13 protein-coding genes, 1 tRNA gene, 1 pseudogene and 2 riboswitches are annotated in these 16,428 nt (G+C 69.6%); of the genes and pseudogenes, 6 read left to right on the forward strand and 9 right to left on the reverse strand.

Annotated features, from left to right (window positions below):
• Both ON43_RS35660 and ON43_RS35665 read right to left on the reverse strand, forming a co-directional pair.
• A partial coding sequence (locus ON43_RS35660) for an ATP-binding protein (protein WP_040814787.1) occupies nt 1–3,307 on the reverse strand: 3,307 nt, incomplete at its 3' end.
• A 278-nt stretch (nt 3,308–3,585) separates the two neighbouring features.
• Nucleotides 3,586–3,658, reverse strand: a tRNA-Lys gene (locus ON43_RS35665).
• Between the two features lie 221 nt (nt 3,659–3,879).
• Here ON43_RS35665 and ON43_RS35670 point away from each other — a divergent pair.
• A complete protein-coding gene (locus ON43_RS35670) occupies nt 3,880–5,082 on the forward strand; it encodes a L,D-transpeptidase (protein ID WP_040814788.1) in 1,203 nt (400 codons plus the stop codon).
• Between the two features lie 72 nt (nt 5,083–5,154).
• Here ON43_RS35670 and ON43_RS35675 read toward each other — a convergent pair whose 3' ends face one another.
• A complete protein-coding gene (locus ON43_RS35675) occupies nt 5,155–5,496 on the reverse strand; it encodes a hypothetical protein (protein ID WP_040814790.1) in 342 nt (113 codons plus the stop codon).
• A gap of 180 nt (nt 5,497–5,676) precedes the next feature.
• The gene (locus ON43_RS35680; protein WP_040814791.1) at nt 5,677–6,324 is read right to left on the reverse strand and encodes a cyclase family protein; all 648 of its coding nucleotides are present in this window, start codon (nt 6,322–6,324) and stop codon (nt 5,677–5,679) included.
• A gap of 127 nt (nt 6,325–6,451) precedes the next feature.
• Between ON43_RS35680 and ON43_RS35685 the strand changes: the two genes are divergently transcribed.
• Nucleotides 6,452–7,162 carry a hypothetical protein gene (locus ON43_RS35685; RefSeq protein WP_218003453.1) on the forward strand — a complete coding sequence of 237 codons (711 nt, stop codon included), beginning with the start codon at nt 6,452–6,454 and terminating at the stop codon, nt 7,160–7,162.
• Between the two features lie 107 nt (nt 7,163–7,269).
• Nucleotides 7,270–7,356, forward strand: a riboswitch (glycine riboswitch).
• A riboswitch (glycine riboswitch) is annotated at nt 7,357–7,450 on the forward strand.
• Between the two features lie 41 nt (nt 7,451–7,491).
• Nucleotides 7,492–8,133 carry a hypothetical protein gene (locus ON43_RS44470; protein ID WP_040814793.1) on the forward strand — a complete coding sequence of 214 codons (642 nt, stop codon included), beginning with the start codon at nt 7,492–7,494 and terminating at the stop codon, nt 8,131–8,133.
• Here ON43_RS44470 and ON43_RS35695 read toward each other — a convergent pair.
• The gene (locus ON43_RS35695) at nt 8,073–8,525 is read right to left on the reverse strand and encodes a nitroreductase/quinone reductase family protein (RefSeq protein ID WP_040814795.1); all 453 of its coding nucleotides are present in this window, start codon (nt 8,523–8,525) and stop codon (nt 8,073–8,075) included. The two genes, ON43_RS44470 and ON43_RS35695, sit on opposite strands and share 61 nt — an antisense overlap.
• Nucleotides 8,526–8,593: 68 nt before the next feature.
• On the reverse strand, nt 8,594–11,908 hold the full coding sequence (locus ON43_RS35700) for an ATP-binding protein (RefSeq protein ID WP_040814796.1): 3,315 nt from the start codon (nt 11,906–11,908) through the stop codon (nt 8,594–8,596).
• Between the two features lie 126 nt (nt 11,909–12,034).
• Here ON43_RS35700 and ON43_RS35705 point away from each other — a divergent pair, with 126 nt between their 5' ends.
• The gene (locus tag ON43_RS35705; protein WP_040814798.1) at nt 12,035–12,709 is read left to right on the forward strand and encodes a hemerythrin domain-containing protein; all 675 of its coding nucleotides are present in this window, start codon (nt 12,035–12,037) and stop codon (nt 12,707–12,709) included.
• Between the two features lie 52 nt (nt 12,710–12,761).
• Here the strand turns inward: ON43_RS35705 and ON43_RS35710 are convergent, their stop codons facing one another.
• Nucleotides 12,762–13,922 carry an acyl-CoA dehydrogenase family protein gene (locus ON43_RS35710; protein ID WP_040814800.1) on the reverse strand — a complete coding sequence of 387 codons (1,161 nt, stop codon included), beginning with the start codon at nt 13,920–13,922 and terminating at the stop codon, nt 12,762–12,764.
• 9 nt (nt 13,923–13,931) lie between these two features.
• Nucleotides 13,932–14,780, reverse strand: a complete 849-nt coding sequence (locus ON43_RS35715) for a CoA transferase (protein ID WP_040814802.1) — start codon at nt 14,778–14,780, stop codon at nt 13,932–13,934.
• Nucleotides 14,781–14,855: 75 nt separating this feature from the next.
• Between ON43_RS35715 and ON43_RS35720 the strand changes: the two genes are divergently transcribed.
• Nucleotides 14,856–15,443, forward strand: coding sequence for a TetR/AcrR family transcriptional regulator (locus ON43_RS35720; RefSeq protein WP_040814804.1), 588 nt, complete (start codon nt 14,856–14,858; stop codon nt 15,441–15,443).
• Here the strand turns inward: ON43_RS35720 and ON43_RS35725 are convergent.
• Complete coding sequence (locus tag ON43_RS35725) at nt 15,440–16,093, reverse strand: TetR/AcrR family transcriptional regulator (protein ID WP_040814806.1); 654 nt, start codon at nt 16,091–16,093, stop codon at nt 15,440–15,442. The two genes, ON43_RS35720 and ON43_RS35725, sit on opposite strands and share 4 nt — an antisense overlap.
• A gap of 56 nt (nt 16,094–16,149) precedes the next feature.
• Here ON43_RS35725 and ON43_RS35730 point away from each other — a divergent pair.
• Nucleotides 16,150–16,428 (forward strand): annotated as a pseudogene (locus ON43_RS35730) (hypothetical protein); the annotation flags it as partial.

Genomic DNA, 16,428 nt, shown 5'->3' on the forward strand with positions numbered 1-16,428 from the left:
GGGTGAGGTCGAACTTGCGCAGCCGCCGCATCTGCATGCGCTGGGCGATGTACGGGTGCAAGCCGCGGATGAGCCGTTCCTCGGTCATGCCGGTGGTCGCGGGGCGGAAGGTGAAGTGGTGGTGCATGACCGCACCGCCGCTGCCCGCCACCGTGCACGTGATCCGGTGCACCTGATCCGGAAGCGGATGCGCGGCAAGCTTTTCCTGCAGCGCCGCCGCCATCGCCTCGAAGTCCTCGGGCTGCTTCTCCCAGCTGAGGTAGATGTCGGCCTCGACGGACGCGGCGCCGCGCGCCACATGCGCCAGCCCGCGCACCGCGGTGTCGAGCTCGTCGAAACGCACCGCGGCCGACACCAGGCTCACACCCCGTCGCTCCGCGACCACGAAGGCGTGACCGTCCGCGTGCTCGGTGCGCACGTTGACGAGGTCCTTGTTGCCGTAGTAGCGGCGGGTCAGCACCTCGAGCATGACGGTGTTGTCCGCGGAGCCGCGCACCAGGCGCTGGCCGAGCAGCCGCACCAGCGGCTCGGTGGCGCGCACCATGTCCGCGATCCGCTCCGCGCGATCGGCGGTATCCGGTTGCGCGTCAAGCAGACTCAGGTGCTTGCGCACGGTGGTGTACACGCGGGCGCGGTTGCGCAGCAGCAGCGGATGCCCGTACCAGGCGTACGCCACACCACGCGCCAGGTCGGCCAGACCCGGGAACCGCACCTGGGTCGCGGTCACCAGACGCTCGAGCGCCAGACCGGCCGGCTCACGCAGCACCCGCTCCGGGCCCGGCTCGAGCAGCCACTCGCGCAGCAGCGCGGTGATGACCGTGACGGTGTCGGCGGGCCGCTGCTGGGCCAGGAAGATCCGGAAGACCGCGGCCTCGAGGTCGGGGGAGCGGTCCAGCTCGGTGACGCCGTAGTGCGCGAGCGCCTTGGCGAGCTTGGCCCGGTAGAACTCCGGGAGCCCGGCCCGCTCGACATCGAGACTCTGCAGGTAGCCGTGGAAGAACTCGCGCGCGCTGTGCACGTGGCCCTGTCCGCGGTCGTCGTCCCACGGCCGGTTGTGGCTGAGCTCGGTGAGATCGGCGAACACCTCGACGAGTTCGATCTCCTCGGCGAGCGGACGGCGGTGATCGGCGGTCGCGCTGCGGCGCACGGCCAGATAGTCCTCGAGCACGCGCTTTTCGTCGTGCGGGTCCACATCGAAGCCGAGCAGCAGGCTGTTCAGGTCCTGCAGGCTCCGGGTCAGACCCTCGTTCGGCCGGACCGGCGCCGGCGAGCCGGGCAGATCCAGTTCGACCGCACCGGTGGCCGCGGTGTCGTCGGCCTCCTCGCCCTCCTCGGCCAGCGGCTCCAGCCGCAGCAGCGGGGCGCCGGTCTCCACCTGGGAGCCGACCGAGACCGCGCATTCCTTCAGGCGAGCCCGGAACGGCGCGCGCAGCACGGTTTCCATCTTCATGGATTCCAGCACCAGCACCGGAGCACCGGCCTCGACCTCGGCGCCGACCTCGAGCGGGGTGGCGACCACCAGCGCGGGCGCGGGGGAGCGGACCACGCCGCCCTCGTCGCGGCTGATCCGGTGCGTCACGCCCTCGACGTCGACCAGGTGCACCGGCCCGTGCGTACCCGCGACCACGCGGAATCGGCTGCCGTTCACCACGATCTGACCGGTGTGCCGGTCGAAACGCTCCAAATCCACATCGGCGGCACGCATCTCGCCGCCCGCCTCGATGCCGATCCGGAACCGGTGCGCGCCGATGCGCGCGACCCGGACCCGGTAGCTGACGCCGCGCAGCTTCAGGTCGTGCGGGCGACCGCTCTGATGCTGCACCTGCGGACGGCCACCCGCGGCGGTGGACAGCAGGCGCTCGCGCTCGACCTGCTCCTCTTCCTCGTAGGCGTCGATGGCGGCCACGGCCACCGCGATCGCGGAATGCCGGTGCGAGACAAGGCGTCCCTCGGCGCGGACGCGGTCGATCCAGCCGGTGTCGGCACTGCCGTCGATCACCTCGGGCTGATCGAGCAGGTCGAGGACGAAGCTCTTGTTGGTCGAGCCGCCCTCGATGACCACGCGGGTCTGCGCCATGGCCCGGCGCAGGCGGCCCAGCGCCTCGTCGCGATTGCGGCCGTAGGCAATGATCTTCGCGATCATGGAGTCGAAGTCGGCGGGGATGGTGTCACCCTCGCTGACGCCGGTGTCGACGCGAATGCCCGGGCCCGCGGGCAGATCCAGGCGCGCGATGCGGCCCGGGGCGGGCGCGAAGTCGCGGTCGGGATCCTCGGCATTGAGCCGGGCCTCGATGGCGTGCCCGCGCTCGAGCGGCGGCTCACCCTCGAGCTTGTGGCCTGAGGCGACCATCAGCTGGGCGCGCACCAGGTCGAAACCGGTGGTGGCCTCGGTGATCGGGTGCTCGACCTGCAGTCGGGTATTGACCTCGAGGAAGGCGAACAGCTCGTCGCCGGGGTGGTACAGGAACTCGACGGTCGCCGCGCCGCAGTACCCGACCGCGACGGCCAGCCGCTCGGCCGAGGCCTTCAGATCGGCGACCTGCTCGGGACGCAGGACCGGCGAGGCGGATTCCTCGATGACCTTCTGATTGCGCCGCTGCACCGAGCAGTCGCGCACGCCCAGCGCCCACGCGGTGCCCTGCCCGTCGGCGATCACCTGCACCTCGACGTGGCGCGCGCCGGTGACCAGGCGCTCCAGGAACACAATGCCGCTGCCGAAGGCGCGCGCGGCCTCCTGCCGGGTGCGCTCGTAGGCGTCGACCAGCTCGGCCTCGTTGGTGATCATGCGGATACCGCGTCCGCCACCGCCGGCGGTCGCCTTCAGCATGAGCGGGTAGCCGATCTCCTCGGCGGCGGTCACCGCGGCCTCGACGGTGTCGACCCCGCCGCGGCTCCACGGCGCCACGGGTACGCCGACCTCTTCGGCGATCAGCTTCGCGCCGATCTTGTCACCGAGCTTGCGCATGGCCTCGGGGCTGGGACCGATGAAGGTCACCCCGATCTCCTCGCACAACTCCGCGAACGCCGGGTCCTCGGCGACGAAACCCCAACCCACCCACGCCGAGTCGGCCTTGGTCGCCTTCAACGCCCGCTCGAGCACCTTCAGGTCGAGGTACGGGCGCGCGGACGCCGGTCCGAGGTCGTACGCGATATCGGCTTCGCGCACGAATGTCGCGTTCCGATCGACATCGGTGTGAAGCGCGATCGTCTGGATCGCGAGGCCGGTTTCCGCGGCCAGATCCCGGACGGCGTGAATAAGTCGGACCGCGGCTTCTCCGCGGTTCACGATGGCAATACGGCTGAACACCGCCTGCTCCCTCCTAGCGTTGCATTGGCCCGGTCGGGCGACGTTGCGACTGCCGGTCCCGGGTAGTCTGCACTGTTGCCGCGTACGGAGACCACCCCGATAGGGGGCTACTTGCGCGTATTCATCTATATCTTTCGCCGACGGTGCGGTTTGTGTGAACGTTCGCGTGTCCCCGGCGCGAGCCGAACAGGAAAAACGGCACCGGCCGGACGGGAAAACGACACTCATCGATGCACGAAAAACGCCCCGACAGTTGGACTGTCGGGGCGTTCGGATTGTGCGCCATCAGGGACTCGAACCCCGAACCCGCTGATTAAGAGTCAGCTGCTCTGCCAATTGAGCTAATGGCGCGTGTCACGCCGCCGGGGGCCTGGGCTGTCGCTTGCGGCTCTCTGCGGTGCGGAAAGAACACTAACAGGGATGGTGGCCGAAAGTGAAATCGCCCCCTGGAGCTGGGGGTTTCCGAGGATGTCGAGAGTTGTTAACGCCGCGGGGGTGATCACTGATGTTTGGAGCGAGCCCTGAAGTCGTTGGGCGCGGAGGGTCTACACGAGACGTGGAGCGGGGTTGCGATGAGTCATGCGAAGGGCCGACGACGAACCGGCAAGCTGCTGGTGATCGGGGCGGCGGTGCTGGCATTGGCGCTGACGGGGTGCTCCTCGGGGAGTACGCACCACTCGCCCTCGGCGGCAATCGATTCCAACCCGATCAGTGAGCTCATGAAGCCGAAGCTGATCTCGCCGATCAAGGACGGCGACAAGGGGGTGTCGCCGGGTGAGCTGAACCTGCGGGTCGAGGACGGCAAGTTCACCGCCGTGACGCTCACCAATCCCGACGGCAAGCCGGTGCCGGGAGAGTTGGCGCAGGACGGCCGGTCGTGGAAGTTGACCGAGCAGTTGGGGTTCGGGCGCACCTACAAGCTGAGCGTCGACGCCATCGGTCTCGGCGGGGCGACCACCTCGACCATGAGTTTCACCACGATCTCCCCGAACAACCGCACCCACCCGTACCTGCTCCCGGCGGAGAACGAGGTGGTCGGCATCGGTCAGCCGGTGGCCGTGCAGTTCGACGAGAACATTCCGGACCGCAAGGCCGCGCAGGCCGCGATCAAGATCACCACCACGCCCGCGGTCGAGGGCGCGTTCTACTGGGTCAACAATCGTGAGGTCCGCTGGCGGCCGCAGAACTACTGGGCGCCGGGCACCAAGGTCGACATCGCGGTCAACGCCTACGGGCACGACATGGGCAACGGCCTGGTCGGCGACAGCGACATCCACTCCAGCTTCACCGTGGGCGACGCCACCGTCTTCACCGCCGACGACAACACCAAGATGGTGACCGTCGAGCGCAACGGCCAGGTCATCAAGACCATGCCGACCTCGATGGGCAAGGACTCCACGCCCACCGACAACGGCGTCTACATCGTGGGCGACAAGTTCGATCGCATCATCATGGACTCCTCGACCTACGGCGTCCCGGTGAACTCGCCCAACGGCTACAAGACCCCCATCGACTGGGCGACGCGAATCTCGTACTCGGGCATCTTCTTCCACTCGGCCCCGTGGTCGGTGGGCGCGCAGGGCTACTCCAACACCAGCCACGGCTGCCTCAATCTGAGCCCGGCCGATGCGAAATGGGTGTACGACAACGTCAAGCGCGGCGACATCACCATCGTGAAGAACACGGTCGGCGGCACCCTGTCCGGCGTGGACGGGCTGGGCGACTGGAACATTCCGTGGGAACAGTGGAAGGCGGGCAACGCCGACCGCGGCTGATCTGGACATGACAGAAGGGGCATCGGCGAAACAGCCGATGCCCCTTCGTCGTGCTCGACCGGGGAACCTCCGTCAGCGGACGGTGCCGGGACCGTTCGGGCCGCAGCCCAGTCCCGCGAAGCCGCCGAGTGATGCGGCGCTGCCGAGGACGGTGCAGTTGTTGTTGCCGGAGCCGCTGCCCGCCGAACCGGTCGCGCCGCCGAGCTTGAACATCGAGGAGCCGGTCTGGACGTCGGCGGTGATGGGGTGGTCGGGATCGTCCTTGGCGCCGGGGACGGTTTCACCCGGGGAGGGGGCGGTCACCGTGGGGTTGGTGGTGGTGCCCGGTGTCGTCGTGCCGGGGGTGGTGGTCCCGGTCTGGGAGGCATCGGTGAGAACGATTTCCGCGGATGCGGCCGGCGCGATGGTCAGCACAGCCGCAACGGCTAGCAAAGTGGTTACGGCACAACGGTTCACGTGCGATTGTCCTTCGGATCGAGCATGGGTCGGGGGCCCCGACTCCCCCGGTGTCGAGAGCAGTCTACGAAGAACATGTGGCGTGCGCCGCAAAATCAGAGACAGTGCCGTTTCAATCACAGTTCCGTGCCGTTGAATCTAAAGAGATGTGCGTGCCACCGCCCGCACCGGAGCCCCGTCCGCCCCGGGCAGATTGAGCGGGAACAGCGTCACCTCGAACCGCTGACCTGCGGCTTGCGCGGCGAGCACCGATGCCAGCCCGGTCAGGTTCTCGGCGATGACCGCGTGCGCCCCGCACAGGATGCGGTGCACCGGAATCTCCTCGGTCGGAGTCGGATCCACCGACAGGGCGTCGATGCCGATGGTCCGCACACCCGCGGCAATCAGATACTCGGCCGCCTCGACGGTCAGATGCGGATGGTTCAGATACGCGTGGGTGCCCCAATGTTCGGACCAGCCCGTCGCGATCAGCACGATCTGCCCCGCGGCGACGCGGCCCTCGAACAATTCACGCCCGATCGCGCCGCCCGCCCCGGCCGCGCGCGCATCGATCGCCACGCCCGGGCCCACGAAGCGTTCCAGTGGCAACTCGTCGAGGGTGGGCAGCGCGTCATCGATGTGGCACGGCGCGTCCACATGGGTCCCGGTCTGCGAACCCAGGTCCAGGTGCAGCACGTTGACGCCGTCGGCGGCCACGGTCAGCGCGGGCCGGATGGTGACCTCCGGATCGCCGGGATACACCGGCATGCCGGACCGGATCGGGACCGAGAGATCGATGATGCCCACTTTTTCGCCTGCCTCCCTGAGATTTTCGCGAGATGATGACAGCAGCAAGATCGAATGAGCGCGCCGACAACGCTGTGACACTACAAAGATTCGAGAATCGCCCATGTCTGCCATACATATTGCCGTGTTGAACCGCAGTACCGTACTGACCGACGCTCAAGTTTCCGCTGTCGTCCCGGCGCTGCAGACGCAGGTGCACCGGGACTGGGCCCCCGCCTGGGGCAGTGACGCCGATCTGACCTTCGTGCCCAGCGGCAAGCAGCCGGAACCGGGCGCGTGGTGGGTGGTCGTCTCCGACGATTCCGACCAGGCCGGGGCGCTGGGCTACCACGATCTCACCGACGAGGGCCTGCCGCTGGGAAAGGTGTTCGCGCGCAGTGACATCAAGGCCGGCCTGGAGTGGACCGTGACCGCGAGCCACGAGCTGCTGGAGATGCTCGGCGATCCCGATATCAATCTGGCCGCCTACGTGTTCAAGACCGGGACCACCGGCCGCCTCTACGCCTACGAGGTGGCCGACGCCGTCGAGGCGGACCAGTACGGGTATCGGATCGACGGAGTCCTGGTGTCGGACTTCGTGTTTCCGTCCTGGTTCGAGAACTTCCGCAAGCCCGGCAGCACCCAGTTCGACTACGGCAAGCACGTCACCGCGCCGTTCCAGCTGCTGCCCGGCGGCTACATCGGCGTCTTCGACATCCGCGGCGGCAGCGGCTGGCATCAGCTGACCGCGGAGACCACGCCGCCGCACTACGCCATGCGCGCCCGGGTCGGCAGCCGCCGCGAGCGCCGCCGCACACCCCGCGACCAGTGGTTGCTCAGCACGGTGCCCGCTCACTGATTGCGGTGATATCCGCCACGTTCCGGATGCTATCGGGTTGCTGACCCCTGGTCGGCAACCCGCGCATCGTCTAGGCTCGCCGGGAACAACCGAATACCCGGCCGCTATGAGTCGTGGCGGGAGAAGCCCCGGACCGGGGCGCCGAAGGAGCAACCTCCCCGGAATCTCTCAGGTACAGATACCGTTTCGACCAGGCCACTCTGGAAAGCAGGCGCATCCGCGCCTCGCCTACGGTGCAAGCCGCCCGCCGCGGTGAAGCTCTCAGGTACCCATGACAGAGGGGGAGATCCGATAGCCGAGCGCCTGCTCGGCCGCTCAGAGGACCTCCCATGCCTATCGACACCGCCGCCCTGCCCCGCTTCCAGCCCGCCATCCCGGTCCGATCCCCGCGCACCGCCCGCCCGCGCGCCGCGGCCGCCCCGCGACTCCCGATCCCGGCCGCCGACACGCTCGCGGCCGCCGCCCTCGGCAGGCGAACGGCCCTGGCCGAAGTCCTCGCCTACTCCCACGCCTTCGCCACCGCCTACTGCCGCGCCGCCCTCGGCTCCGCCCCGAGCACCGACCACCTGCCCGCCCAGATCAGCACCGCCATCGCCACCGGCTGGCCCACCGCCCGCGCCGCCCGCCGCGACTTCCTCGAATTCGCTCACACCACGGCGCGCCATGCTGTCCGAATCTGCGGCTACCAACACCCCCGCGCGCAGGCCCTCGCGCCCTTGACCGACCAACAGCGCGAAATCCTCACCCTCCGAGTACTCCTCGGCTTCTCCCCCTTGGAAACATCTGTGGCCCTGGGCATCCCGATCCTCGAGGTCCACCGCGAAACCACCCGCACCCTCACCCGCCTGCGGCATCGCATGGCAGTTCCGGCCGCCGTCGAGACACCGGCCCGTGGGCCGGTTCGGCTCGATCAGAGGACGCGGGGGAGCAACTCCACCAAGGGAATTCGACGGGTCGTGCGCCGCTGGTAGGTCTCGTAACCGGGATAGGCCGCGACGACGTCCGGCCATCGGGCTTCGCGTTCGGTGGCGGTGAGGACGCGCGCGGTCATGGGTCGGGACGGGCCGTGCTGGAAGGACACCTCGACGGCGGGGTCGGCACGCAGGTTGTGGAGCCAGGCGGGTGAGATGTCGTCGCCGCCGCGGGAGGCGACGATCAGGTAGCGGTCGCCGTCCACGACCGGGACGGTGAGCACGACCGTGCGGGCTCGCCCGCTGCGCCTGCCGATGGTGGTGAGGGTCAGGGTTGGCATCTTCTTGAAGCGGGTGCCGAGCCTGCCGCCGGTGGCGTCGAGCAGGCCGCGATGCAAGCCGGTCACGGTTTTGAGGTACAGATCGGTTGCGGTGCGGCGGATATCGGTCATGGGTGCTCCTCGGTCGGGACGGTCGAGCCCAACTGTCCGCGTCCGGCTTGTGAGTGACCAGTGATCGATCAGTGGTCCAGCCGGGCCTGGGCGGCGGCGGTCCACGCCGGGTTCCCGCATCGGCGGGCGACGAGCAGCGCCGCGCGGTAATGCTCGACGGCCAGGGCGGCCTCCCCGTGGCGAGCCGCCAGGTCGCCGAGCACGGTGTCGACCGGGCCCACGGTGAACGACCCGGTATCGGCGCCGCCCAACCGATCTCGGTGCGGCAGCAGCTCCCGATAGAGCGCCGCGGCCTGCTCCGGCGTGCCGAGCTCCGCGATCACCATGCCGCGCAGCGTGCGGAACAACGAGCCGAACAGGTCGTCGCGGATCGGCGGCGCGTCCCGCCGGACCCGCACGGCCGCGGCGCGATCCCCGGCGGCGAGCAGGGCGAGGGCGAGGAAGTCGACGGCGGTGCCCACGCTCTCCTGGGTGGAGCTCCCGATGAATCCGGCGATCGATTCGGTGAACTCCCCGACCCGGCCCTGCTGCAACCGCACTGCGAACATGGCCATGAGCGTGATCGTATCGGCGCTGATAACGCCTGCGCCGGTGAGCAATTCGTGGGCCCGGAGATAGTGCCGCTCGGCTTCGTCGGTGTCACCGCCGATCAGCGCCAGCAGGCCGCGCGCCATGGTGTTGGCGGCCTGCGCCTGTCCCCACTGGTAGCGGTCGGCATGCTCGGTCGCCGCGTCGAGGTGCTCGCGAGCCGCCGGGAGATCCGCCGCGAAGGCGGCGGCTTGCACGGCCAAGGTGTGGCCCAGCAGCAGGTAGGCGGGGTGGTCGTGGCGCCGCCCGATCTCGATCAGTTCGGCTCCCAGCGCGCCGCGGTCGGCCCCGTCGTACAGCGAGGCGCGGGCCTGCAGCGCCGAGGCCAGCAGGGTGTCGTCGCCGAGCTCGCGAGCGATGGCCTCGGCCGCCTCGGCTGCCCGCCGCGTCCGTTCGATCTCCTCACCACCGATCTCGTCGACCAGGGCGACCAGCAACCGGCACCGGTCCGCGGGCGACAGACCGGGAAATCGCAGCGCGCTCTCCAGCCGGGCCACCACGCGGTGCTCGACCACGCCGTAGGCCCGATTCAGCCACGGTGTCGGCAGATCCCCGGCGGCGAGCACCCGCACCAGCAGGTCGGGGCGATCGGCGCGCTCGGCCAGCAGCGCGGCCCGGTCCCGGACGGCGCGCGCGGCGAGCGCTGCGCCGCTGGCGAGATGGCTGCGACCCGCCCGGCACAGCAACGCGACCCGATCGGCGACGGTGTCGCCGGGATGTCGTTCCAGCGCGGCGGCCGCACGTTCGTAACCGGCGGCCGCGACATCGTGAGCGAAGCGGCGTTCGGCCAGTTCGGCCGCGGCCGTGGCGTAGTCGGCGGCCCGCCGCGCCGTGCCCGGGGTCACCGATTCCCCGTAATGGTGTGCGAGGGCGGCCAGATCCGTCGGATCGAGCTCCTCGATGGCGGCGGCGATCCGGCGGTGCCAACGGTCCCGGCGGACCCGCGGCAGGTCCCCGACCAGCGTGTCACGCACCAGGACGTGGGCGAAACCCGCACGGTCACTGCCCGGTTCGTGCAGCAGTCCGGCCACCACCCCCGCCTCGACCGCGTCGAACACCTCCTCCTCGCTCAACTCCGCGGCCCGCACCAGGACCGTCAGATCGAATTCCCGGCCGATCACCGCGGCCAGGCGCAGCAGCGCGACCGCCGTCTCAGGTAGCCGGGACAACCTGCGGCGCAACACGTCCCGGACGCCTTCCGGGACGTCGGAGGCGGCCACCAGCTCGCCCTCGCTCTGCAGCAGGCGTGCGATCTCGGTGAGATAGAAGGGATTGCCGTCGGTGCGTTCGTGCAGCATGGCCACCACCGAGTCCGCCGGTGTGCTCCCGGTCAGCGCGGTGACCAGGCGGGCGCTGTCCGCTATTCCCAGGCCGCGCAAGCGGATTCGCGCGCGCACGGTGGTCGCGACGGCTGCCAGCGCATCGGCGAGGGCGGCCGGAACTTCGTCGGGGCGATAGCCGATCACCACGAACGCGGGCACCCGGGTGGCGACCGCGGTGAGCAGCGCCGCGGTCTCGGCGTCGCAGCGGTGGGCATCGTCGAGCAGAATCGCCAATGGCTGGGCGGCGGCGACCGCGGTGAGGTAGTCGCCGACCGCCCGGTGCAGCAGGAAACGGCCGTGTGCGCGGTCGGCCTGCGGTGGGCCCGCACCATCGGTGAGCAGCGGGGTGAGCGCGGCCGCCAGCTCGCCGGGTTCGTGCTCATCCGCCAGGGCCCGGATGATCTCGACCCACGGCCACGCGGAGGGAGCGGTCTCGTCCTCCGGGCAATGGCCGAGCACGACTCGGAATCCCGAATCCCGCAGCTTGTCTCGAATGCGGTGCAGGAGCGCCGATTTCCCGCTGCCTGCCTCGCCCGCGAGGGTCGCCGTCCGCGGTCCGTCGCCCCGGGCGACCGCGTCCAGGGTCGCGAGTTCGTTTGCGCGCCCGAGCAATTCGTCGGTGTGCTCGAGCAGTCCGCCGGTGCGCCCGAGCAATACGGGGGCGGGCGTTGCCGGGGCCGTGTCATGCGGCCGGACCGGAACGGCGATCGGCTGCTCCCGCACCGGGATCCGCTGGGCGAGGATGTCCGCCTCCAACCGGGCCAGCGCCGGTCCCGGATCGATGCCGAGTTCCTCGGCCAGCACGTTCCGGGCCTGCCGCAGCGCGGCGAGCGCATCGGCTTGGCGCCCGGCCCGGTACCGAGCCAGCGCGGTGAGCCGCCAGGCCTCCTCCCGCAAGGGATGCTCTCGGCTCAGCAATTCGGCCGTGGCCGCCGCCAGCGCCGGTTCGTCCTGCTCGAGCAGGGCCGCCGCGAGTTGTTCGCGCGCGCTCAGCCGCAGTTCCTCGAGCCGTGCCGCCTCCGCGCTCGCCCACGCCTCCGGTGCGTAGGCCCCGTACGCGGGACCCTCCCAGCGGGCCAGCGCGGACTCCAGCGTGCGCCGCCGCTGTCGCGGATCGCTCTGTCGCGCAGCGGCATCCAGCTCGGCGCCGAAGGTCCAGGCGTCCACCGCCTCGGTCGCCAGCCGCAGCGCGTATCCGGGTGCGCGGCTGATCAGCACGGTCGCGACGGTACGCGGCGCCCGCTCCGGCTCCAGCGACCGCCGCAGGTTGGACACGTACGCCTGGAGCGCGCCCAGCGCCCGCGGCGGCGGTTCACCCCGCCACAGGTCGTCGATCAGCCGATCGACCGGCACCACCTCGCCCCGCGCGACCAGCAGCCGAGCCAGCACACTGCGTTGGCGCGGACCGCCGAGATCGAGTTCGCCGTGCTCGTTCGACGCGGTCAGCGCGCCGAGCACCCGAATCCGCACCATGATCCGGCAAGTCTAGGACAGCGGCGGCCTAGTGAGCCTCGAGTGGACCGCAAGTGGCGGGACGCACATTCGACAGCGGTACCCGACGTCGACAGCAGTCTTCCCATCAGCGCCAGGAGTCTTCCCATGAGCACCGCCACCTCGCCCGCCCGCCCCGACACCTACGACATGGTCGTGGTGCACAACGCCTTTCGCAGGCACTTCCACGCGCTGCCGGACCTCGTCGCCGAGGTCGGGGCGGGGGAGGTCGAGCGCGCCCGGGTCCTCGTGGAGTTCCTCTCCGAGCTGGGCGAGGGACTGCATCAACATCACACCGGCGAGGACGAGTTGATGTGGCCGCTACTGCTCGATCGGGCCCCGGCGAACGCCGCCCTGATCCTGCGGACCGAGGAACAGCACCAGCGCATCGCCGAACTCACCAGCCGCACCCGGCGCGAGTCGACCGAATTCGCCGCCGCCGCAGACCCTTCGACGCGTGACCGGCTCGCCGCCACCCTGCGTGCGCTCGCAGCCGCCCTGGACGAGCACATGACCGAGGAGGAGAACCACATCCTGCCCGTCGTCCGAAACGTCATGACCGCCCCGGAATGGCAGGCGCTCGGCGAGCGCGGACGCGAGCACCTGCCCAAGGACCGCCAACTGGTCTTCCTCGGCTTCCTCATGCATACGGCCTCCGCCGCCGAACGCCGCAAGTTCCTCGCTGAGATGCCGTTGACCGCCCGGCTGGCCTGGCGGCTGCTCGGCCGCCGCGTCTTCGCGAGCGAGTACCGCCGAATCTACGGCGTGGACCCCGAGTGGTGATCGGCCGCGCGCGGATGGCGTCGGCCCCGAGAGACCCGAGAGTTGGGTTGGCTCAGAGTGAGCGGGAGATGATCTCCTTCATGATTTCGCTGGTGCCGCCGTAGATGCGGTTCACGCGCGAACCCACGTACATGTTCGCGATCGGGTACTCCATCATGTAGCCGTAGCCGCCGAACAGCTGCAGGCACTTGTCGACCACCTTGTCGGCGGTCTCGGCGGCGAACAGCTTGGCCATGGACGCCGTCGCCGGATCGTTTTTGCCGTCGATGTACTGCTGAATCGCGTAGTCGACAAGGGTTTTGATGGCCAGCGCCTCGGTCTTGACCTCGGCCAGGGTGAAGGCATTGTGCTGGAATTTGCCGATCGGCCGCCCGAACGCCTCGCGTTCCTTGGAGTAGCGCAGCGCCTCCAGCACCGCCGCCTCGGCCAGCGCCGAGCACAGGCTGGCGATGATCAGCCGCTCCCGCGCCAGCTGCTCCATGAGCTGGTAGAAGCCCAGACCTTCCTGCGCACCAAGGAGATTCGCGACCGGAACGCGCATATCCGAGAAGAACAGTTCGCGGGTGTCCTGCCCGTGCTGACCCATCTTCTCCAGCACCCGCCCACGCTCGAAGCCCGGCAGATCCTTGGTCTCGGCCACGATGAGCGAGACACCGGCCGCACCCTGGGACGGATCGGTCTTGGCCACGATCACCAGCAGATCGCAGTGGGTTCCATTGGAGATGAACGTCTTCGAGCCGTTGATGACGTAGTGGTCGCCCTCGCGCACGGCCGTGGTGCGCACCGACTGCAGGTCCGATCCGGTGCCCGGCTCGGTCATGGCGATGGCCAGCACCAGATCACCGCTGATGATGCCCGGCAGCCACTTCGCCCGTTGTTCGTCATTGCCGTACTTGTAGATGTAGTGCGACACGATCGGCGAGTGCACCGAGAAGCCGAAGGCATTGTCGTGCGCGTAGACCTGCTCCTCCTGCACGATGGCCTGGAAGCCGAAATCGCCTGCCATGCCGCCGAATTCCTCGGGCAGATCCAGGCCGAGCAGGCCCGCGGCGCCGGCCTTGTTCCAGAAGTCCCGGTCCACCATGTGCTGCTTGTTCCAGCGCTCGCGGTTGGGCGGGACCTCCTTGCCGAAGAACTCCGCCGCGTGCTTGCGCAGTTCGCGGTGCTGATCGGTTTCCCAGGTCGGGCGGTAGTCGGGGAAGAGTTGGGACATCGTTGTTCTCTACTTTCCGGTGACGGGGGTGGCGAGCCCGTTGATCGGGAGGTCGTGCCGGGCGGCGAGGGCCTCCAGCTCGGCAATGGTCTTGTCGGCGAAGGCGTCTCGCAGGCTCTGGTGGTCGCCGCTCGCGCCGAAGAGTTCGAGCGTGCGCAGGAAGAAGTGGGGTTCCACCGCGCCGAGCGCGATGTGGCCGTCCTTGCACTCGTAGATGCCGTAGCCGGGGAAGGCGCCGCCGAGCAGCGCGTCCGGACCCATGAGCCGGTAGCGCACCGCATTGCCCGCCCACGCCGCGGCATCCTCGAGGGCGACCCGGTAGGGCTGTCCCACACCGGAATTCGACCGTGCGACGAGCGCCGCGAGGGCGGTGGAGACGGCGCGTTCGGCGCCGAGCATGTCGGCGATCGGCACGGTCGGCATCTGCGGCGGGGTGAGGATGGCGTGTACTGCCTGATAGTTCAGGTCGTGGCCCGGCACCTCGGGATCGTCGGCGTGGCCCACGATTTCGATGAGCGAGAGCTCCGGGAAGCGCTGCTGCGGTTGCGCCAGACTGAGTTTCGCGAGCGCGCTCGGCCGCATCGAGGTGATCAGCAGATCCGCCGTGGCCAGCAACTCGTCGAGCTTGGCGCGATCCGCGTCGACCTTGAGATCGAGGGTGACGAGGGTCTGATCGGCGACGAGCGCCCGGTACCACTCCGGCGCACCCGCGGCGAGCGGATCACCGGCGCGCGGTTCGACCTTGGTGACGGTCGCGCCGAGCTCGGTCAATCGCGCCGCGGCCAGCGGGCCGGGCAGGTTCACGGCCAGCGAGACGACCTCGACACCGTCCAGGGGGCGCGTCTTTGAAACCTCCATGGAAGCGAACGATACGTTTGTATAGTGACTAGGTCAACCGTAATCTTTCCAGGACCACCGACCAGTCGAGGGGCGATGCTGAATCCCAGGGCCACCAACGACGACCTGACCGCCAAGGCGCGCATCCGCAATGCCGCCATGGACTTGTTCGCCCAGTACGGCGAATCGCGGGTCTCGCTGCGCGCGGTCGCCACCGAGGCGGGCGTCACCCTCGGCCTGGTCCAGCACCACTTCAAAACCAAGGCGGGCCTGATCGCGGCCGTGGACCAGCTGATCGTCGATTACTTCGACGCCGCGGTGACCTCGGTTCCGATGACCGGCACCCCCGGCGAGAACGTCATCGCCCGCAACCGGGCCGTCCAGGGCATGCTGCGCGAGAACCCCGCGGTGGTGAACTACATCCGGCGCGCATTCCTGGAACCATCGGAAACCCAACTGCGCCTACTGGAATCGCTCATCGACCTGACCCACCGCGAAGTCACCAACCTGCGCGGCGCGGGCCTGGCCTCGACCGCCCGCCGCGAGTCGACCCAGGTGGTCGAGGTGATGGTCAGCCTGTTCGGCGAACTACTGCTCTCCCCGATGATCGACGCGATCTGGGAGCGCGTGGCCGGGCCCGGCGGCAGCGCCAAGCCCCGGCTGTCCATCACCGTCCGGGACTAGGCCCGGCGGTCGGTCGAAAGCAATGCGGCGGTGAGGGTTTCGGCGACGAACCGCTCGGCTTCCGGACCGGACCAGCCGCGGTCGGCGATGAGGGAGCGGTAGACGTCGTAGGTGGTGAGCGCGTACATGATGTCGGCCGCGCGCTCGGGGGAGAGGCCCGGTTTGAGCGCGTTCTTCGCCGCCAGGTCCGGAGTGATGTGGGCGGGGCCGTCGTAACGGCCCTGTTCGGCCGCGGCCAGGAAAGCGCCCACCTCGGGGTCGGCGGCGGCGGTCACCCGCATCATGTCGAGCAGTCCCATGTAGCGCTCGGAGACCGTGCGCATGTGTGCGGCGTAGAGGGCGAGCTGCCGGGACGGGTCGGGCTCGGCGAAGAGTTCACGGACCCAACGGCGTTCGGGCGGGGGAGTGGAGGCTTCCTCGTCGGGGCCCGCGACCAGGACCGCCGCGGTCTCGGCGAGGACCGCGACCTTGGTGCCGAAGGCCTGGTAGATGGTCTGCACATGGACCCCGGCGGCATCGGCGATGGCCTGCAGGGTGGTGCCCGCGTAGCCGCGTTCGGCGAAGAGGGCGGCGGCGGCCTCGGCGACGCGGCGGCGGGTGGCCTCGCGGCGTTCGCTGCGCGCGGGCGGCCGATTGCGCGGTATTGACATGCCTGCCATCGTAGCTATAGTTCGCTATATAGCGCACTATAGCTACGGGAGGCGAGATGCGCGTACTGGTTTCGACGACACCGATGGAGGGGGTGTTCGCGCCGGTGGTGCCGCTGGCGCGAACACTGAGCGCGCGGGGGCACCGCGTTCTGGTGGCCACCGCACCGCAACTGTTGCCCCGGGTGCGGGCCGCCGGATTGGCGGGAGCGGCAGCCGGTCCGGACGCACCCGAGGCCGCGGCCGAGGCGGTGACGCTGCCGGAGTTCGCGGCCGGAACCCAGCCGTGGCGGATCGGGGCCGTCATGTTCGGCAAGGTGATGGCTCCGCGCAAGCTG

The sequence above is a fragment of the Nocardia concava NBRC 100430 genome, assembly GCF_000308815.1.
GTDB lineage: Bacteria > Actinomycetota > Actinomycetes > Mycobacteriales > Mycobacteriaceae > Nocardia > Nocardia concava.

What these genes read in the sequence shown, in the direction of transcription:
- ON43_RS35715 (WP_040814802.1), bottom strand. Translation starts at nt 14,780, where the DNA reads ATGGAGGTTTCAAAGACGCGCCCCCTGGACGGTGTCGAGGTCGTCTCG.
- ON43_RS35725 (WP_040814806.1), bottom strand. Translation starts at nt 16,093, where the DNA reads ATGTCAATACCGCGCAATCGGCCGCCCGCGCGCAGCGAACGCCGCGAG.
- ON43_RS35700 (WP_040814796.1), bottom strand. Translation starts at nt 11,908, where the DNA reads ATGGTGCGGATTCGGGTGCTCGGCGCGCTGACCGCGTCGAACGAGCAC.
- ON43_RS35705 (WP_040814798.1), top strand. Translation starts at nt 12,035, where the DNA reads ATGAGCACCGCCACCTCGCCCGCCCGCCCCGACACCTACGACATGGTC.
- ON43_RS35670 (WP_040814788.1), top strand. Translation starts at nt 3,880, where the DNA reads ATGAGTCATGCGAAGGGCCGACGACGAACCGGCAAGCTGCTGGTGATC.
- ON43_RS35695 (WP_040814795.1), bottom strand. Translation starts at nt 8,525, where the DNA reads ATGACCGATATCCGCCGCACCGCAACCGATCTGTACCTCAAAACCGTG.
- ON43_RS35720 (WP_040814804.1), top strand. Translation starts at nt 14,856, where the DNA reads ATGCTGAATCCCAGGGCCACCAACGACGACCTGACCGCCAAGGCGCGC.
- ON43_RS35710 (WP_040814800.1), bottom strand. Translation starts at nt 13,922, where the DNA reads ATGTCCCAACTCTTCCCCGACTACCGCCCGACCTGGGAAACCGATCAG.
- ON43_RS44470 (WP_040814793.1), top strand. Translation starts at nt 7,492, where the DNA reads ATGCCTATCGACACCGCCGCCCTGCCCCGCTTCCAGCCCGCCATCCCG.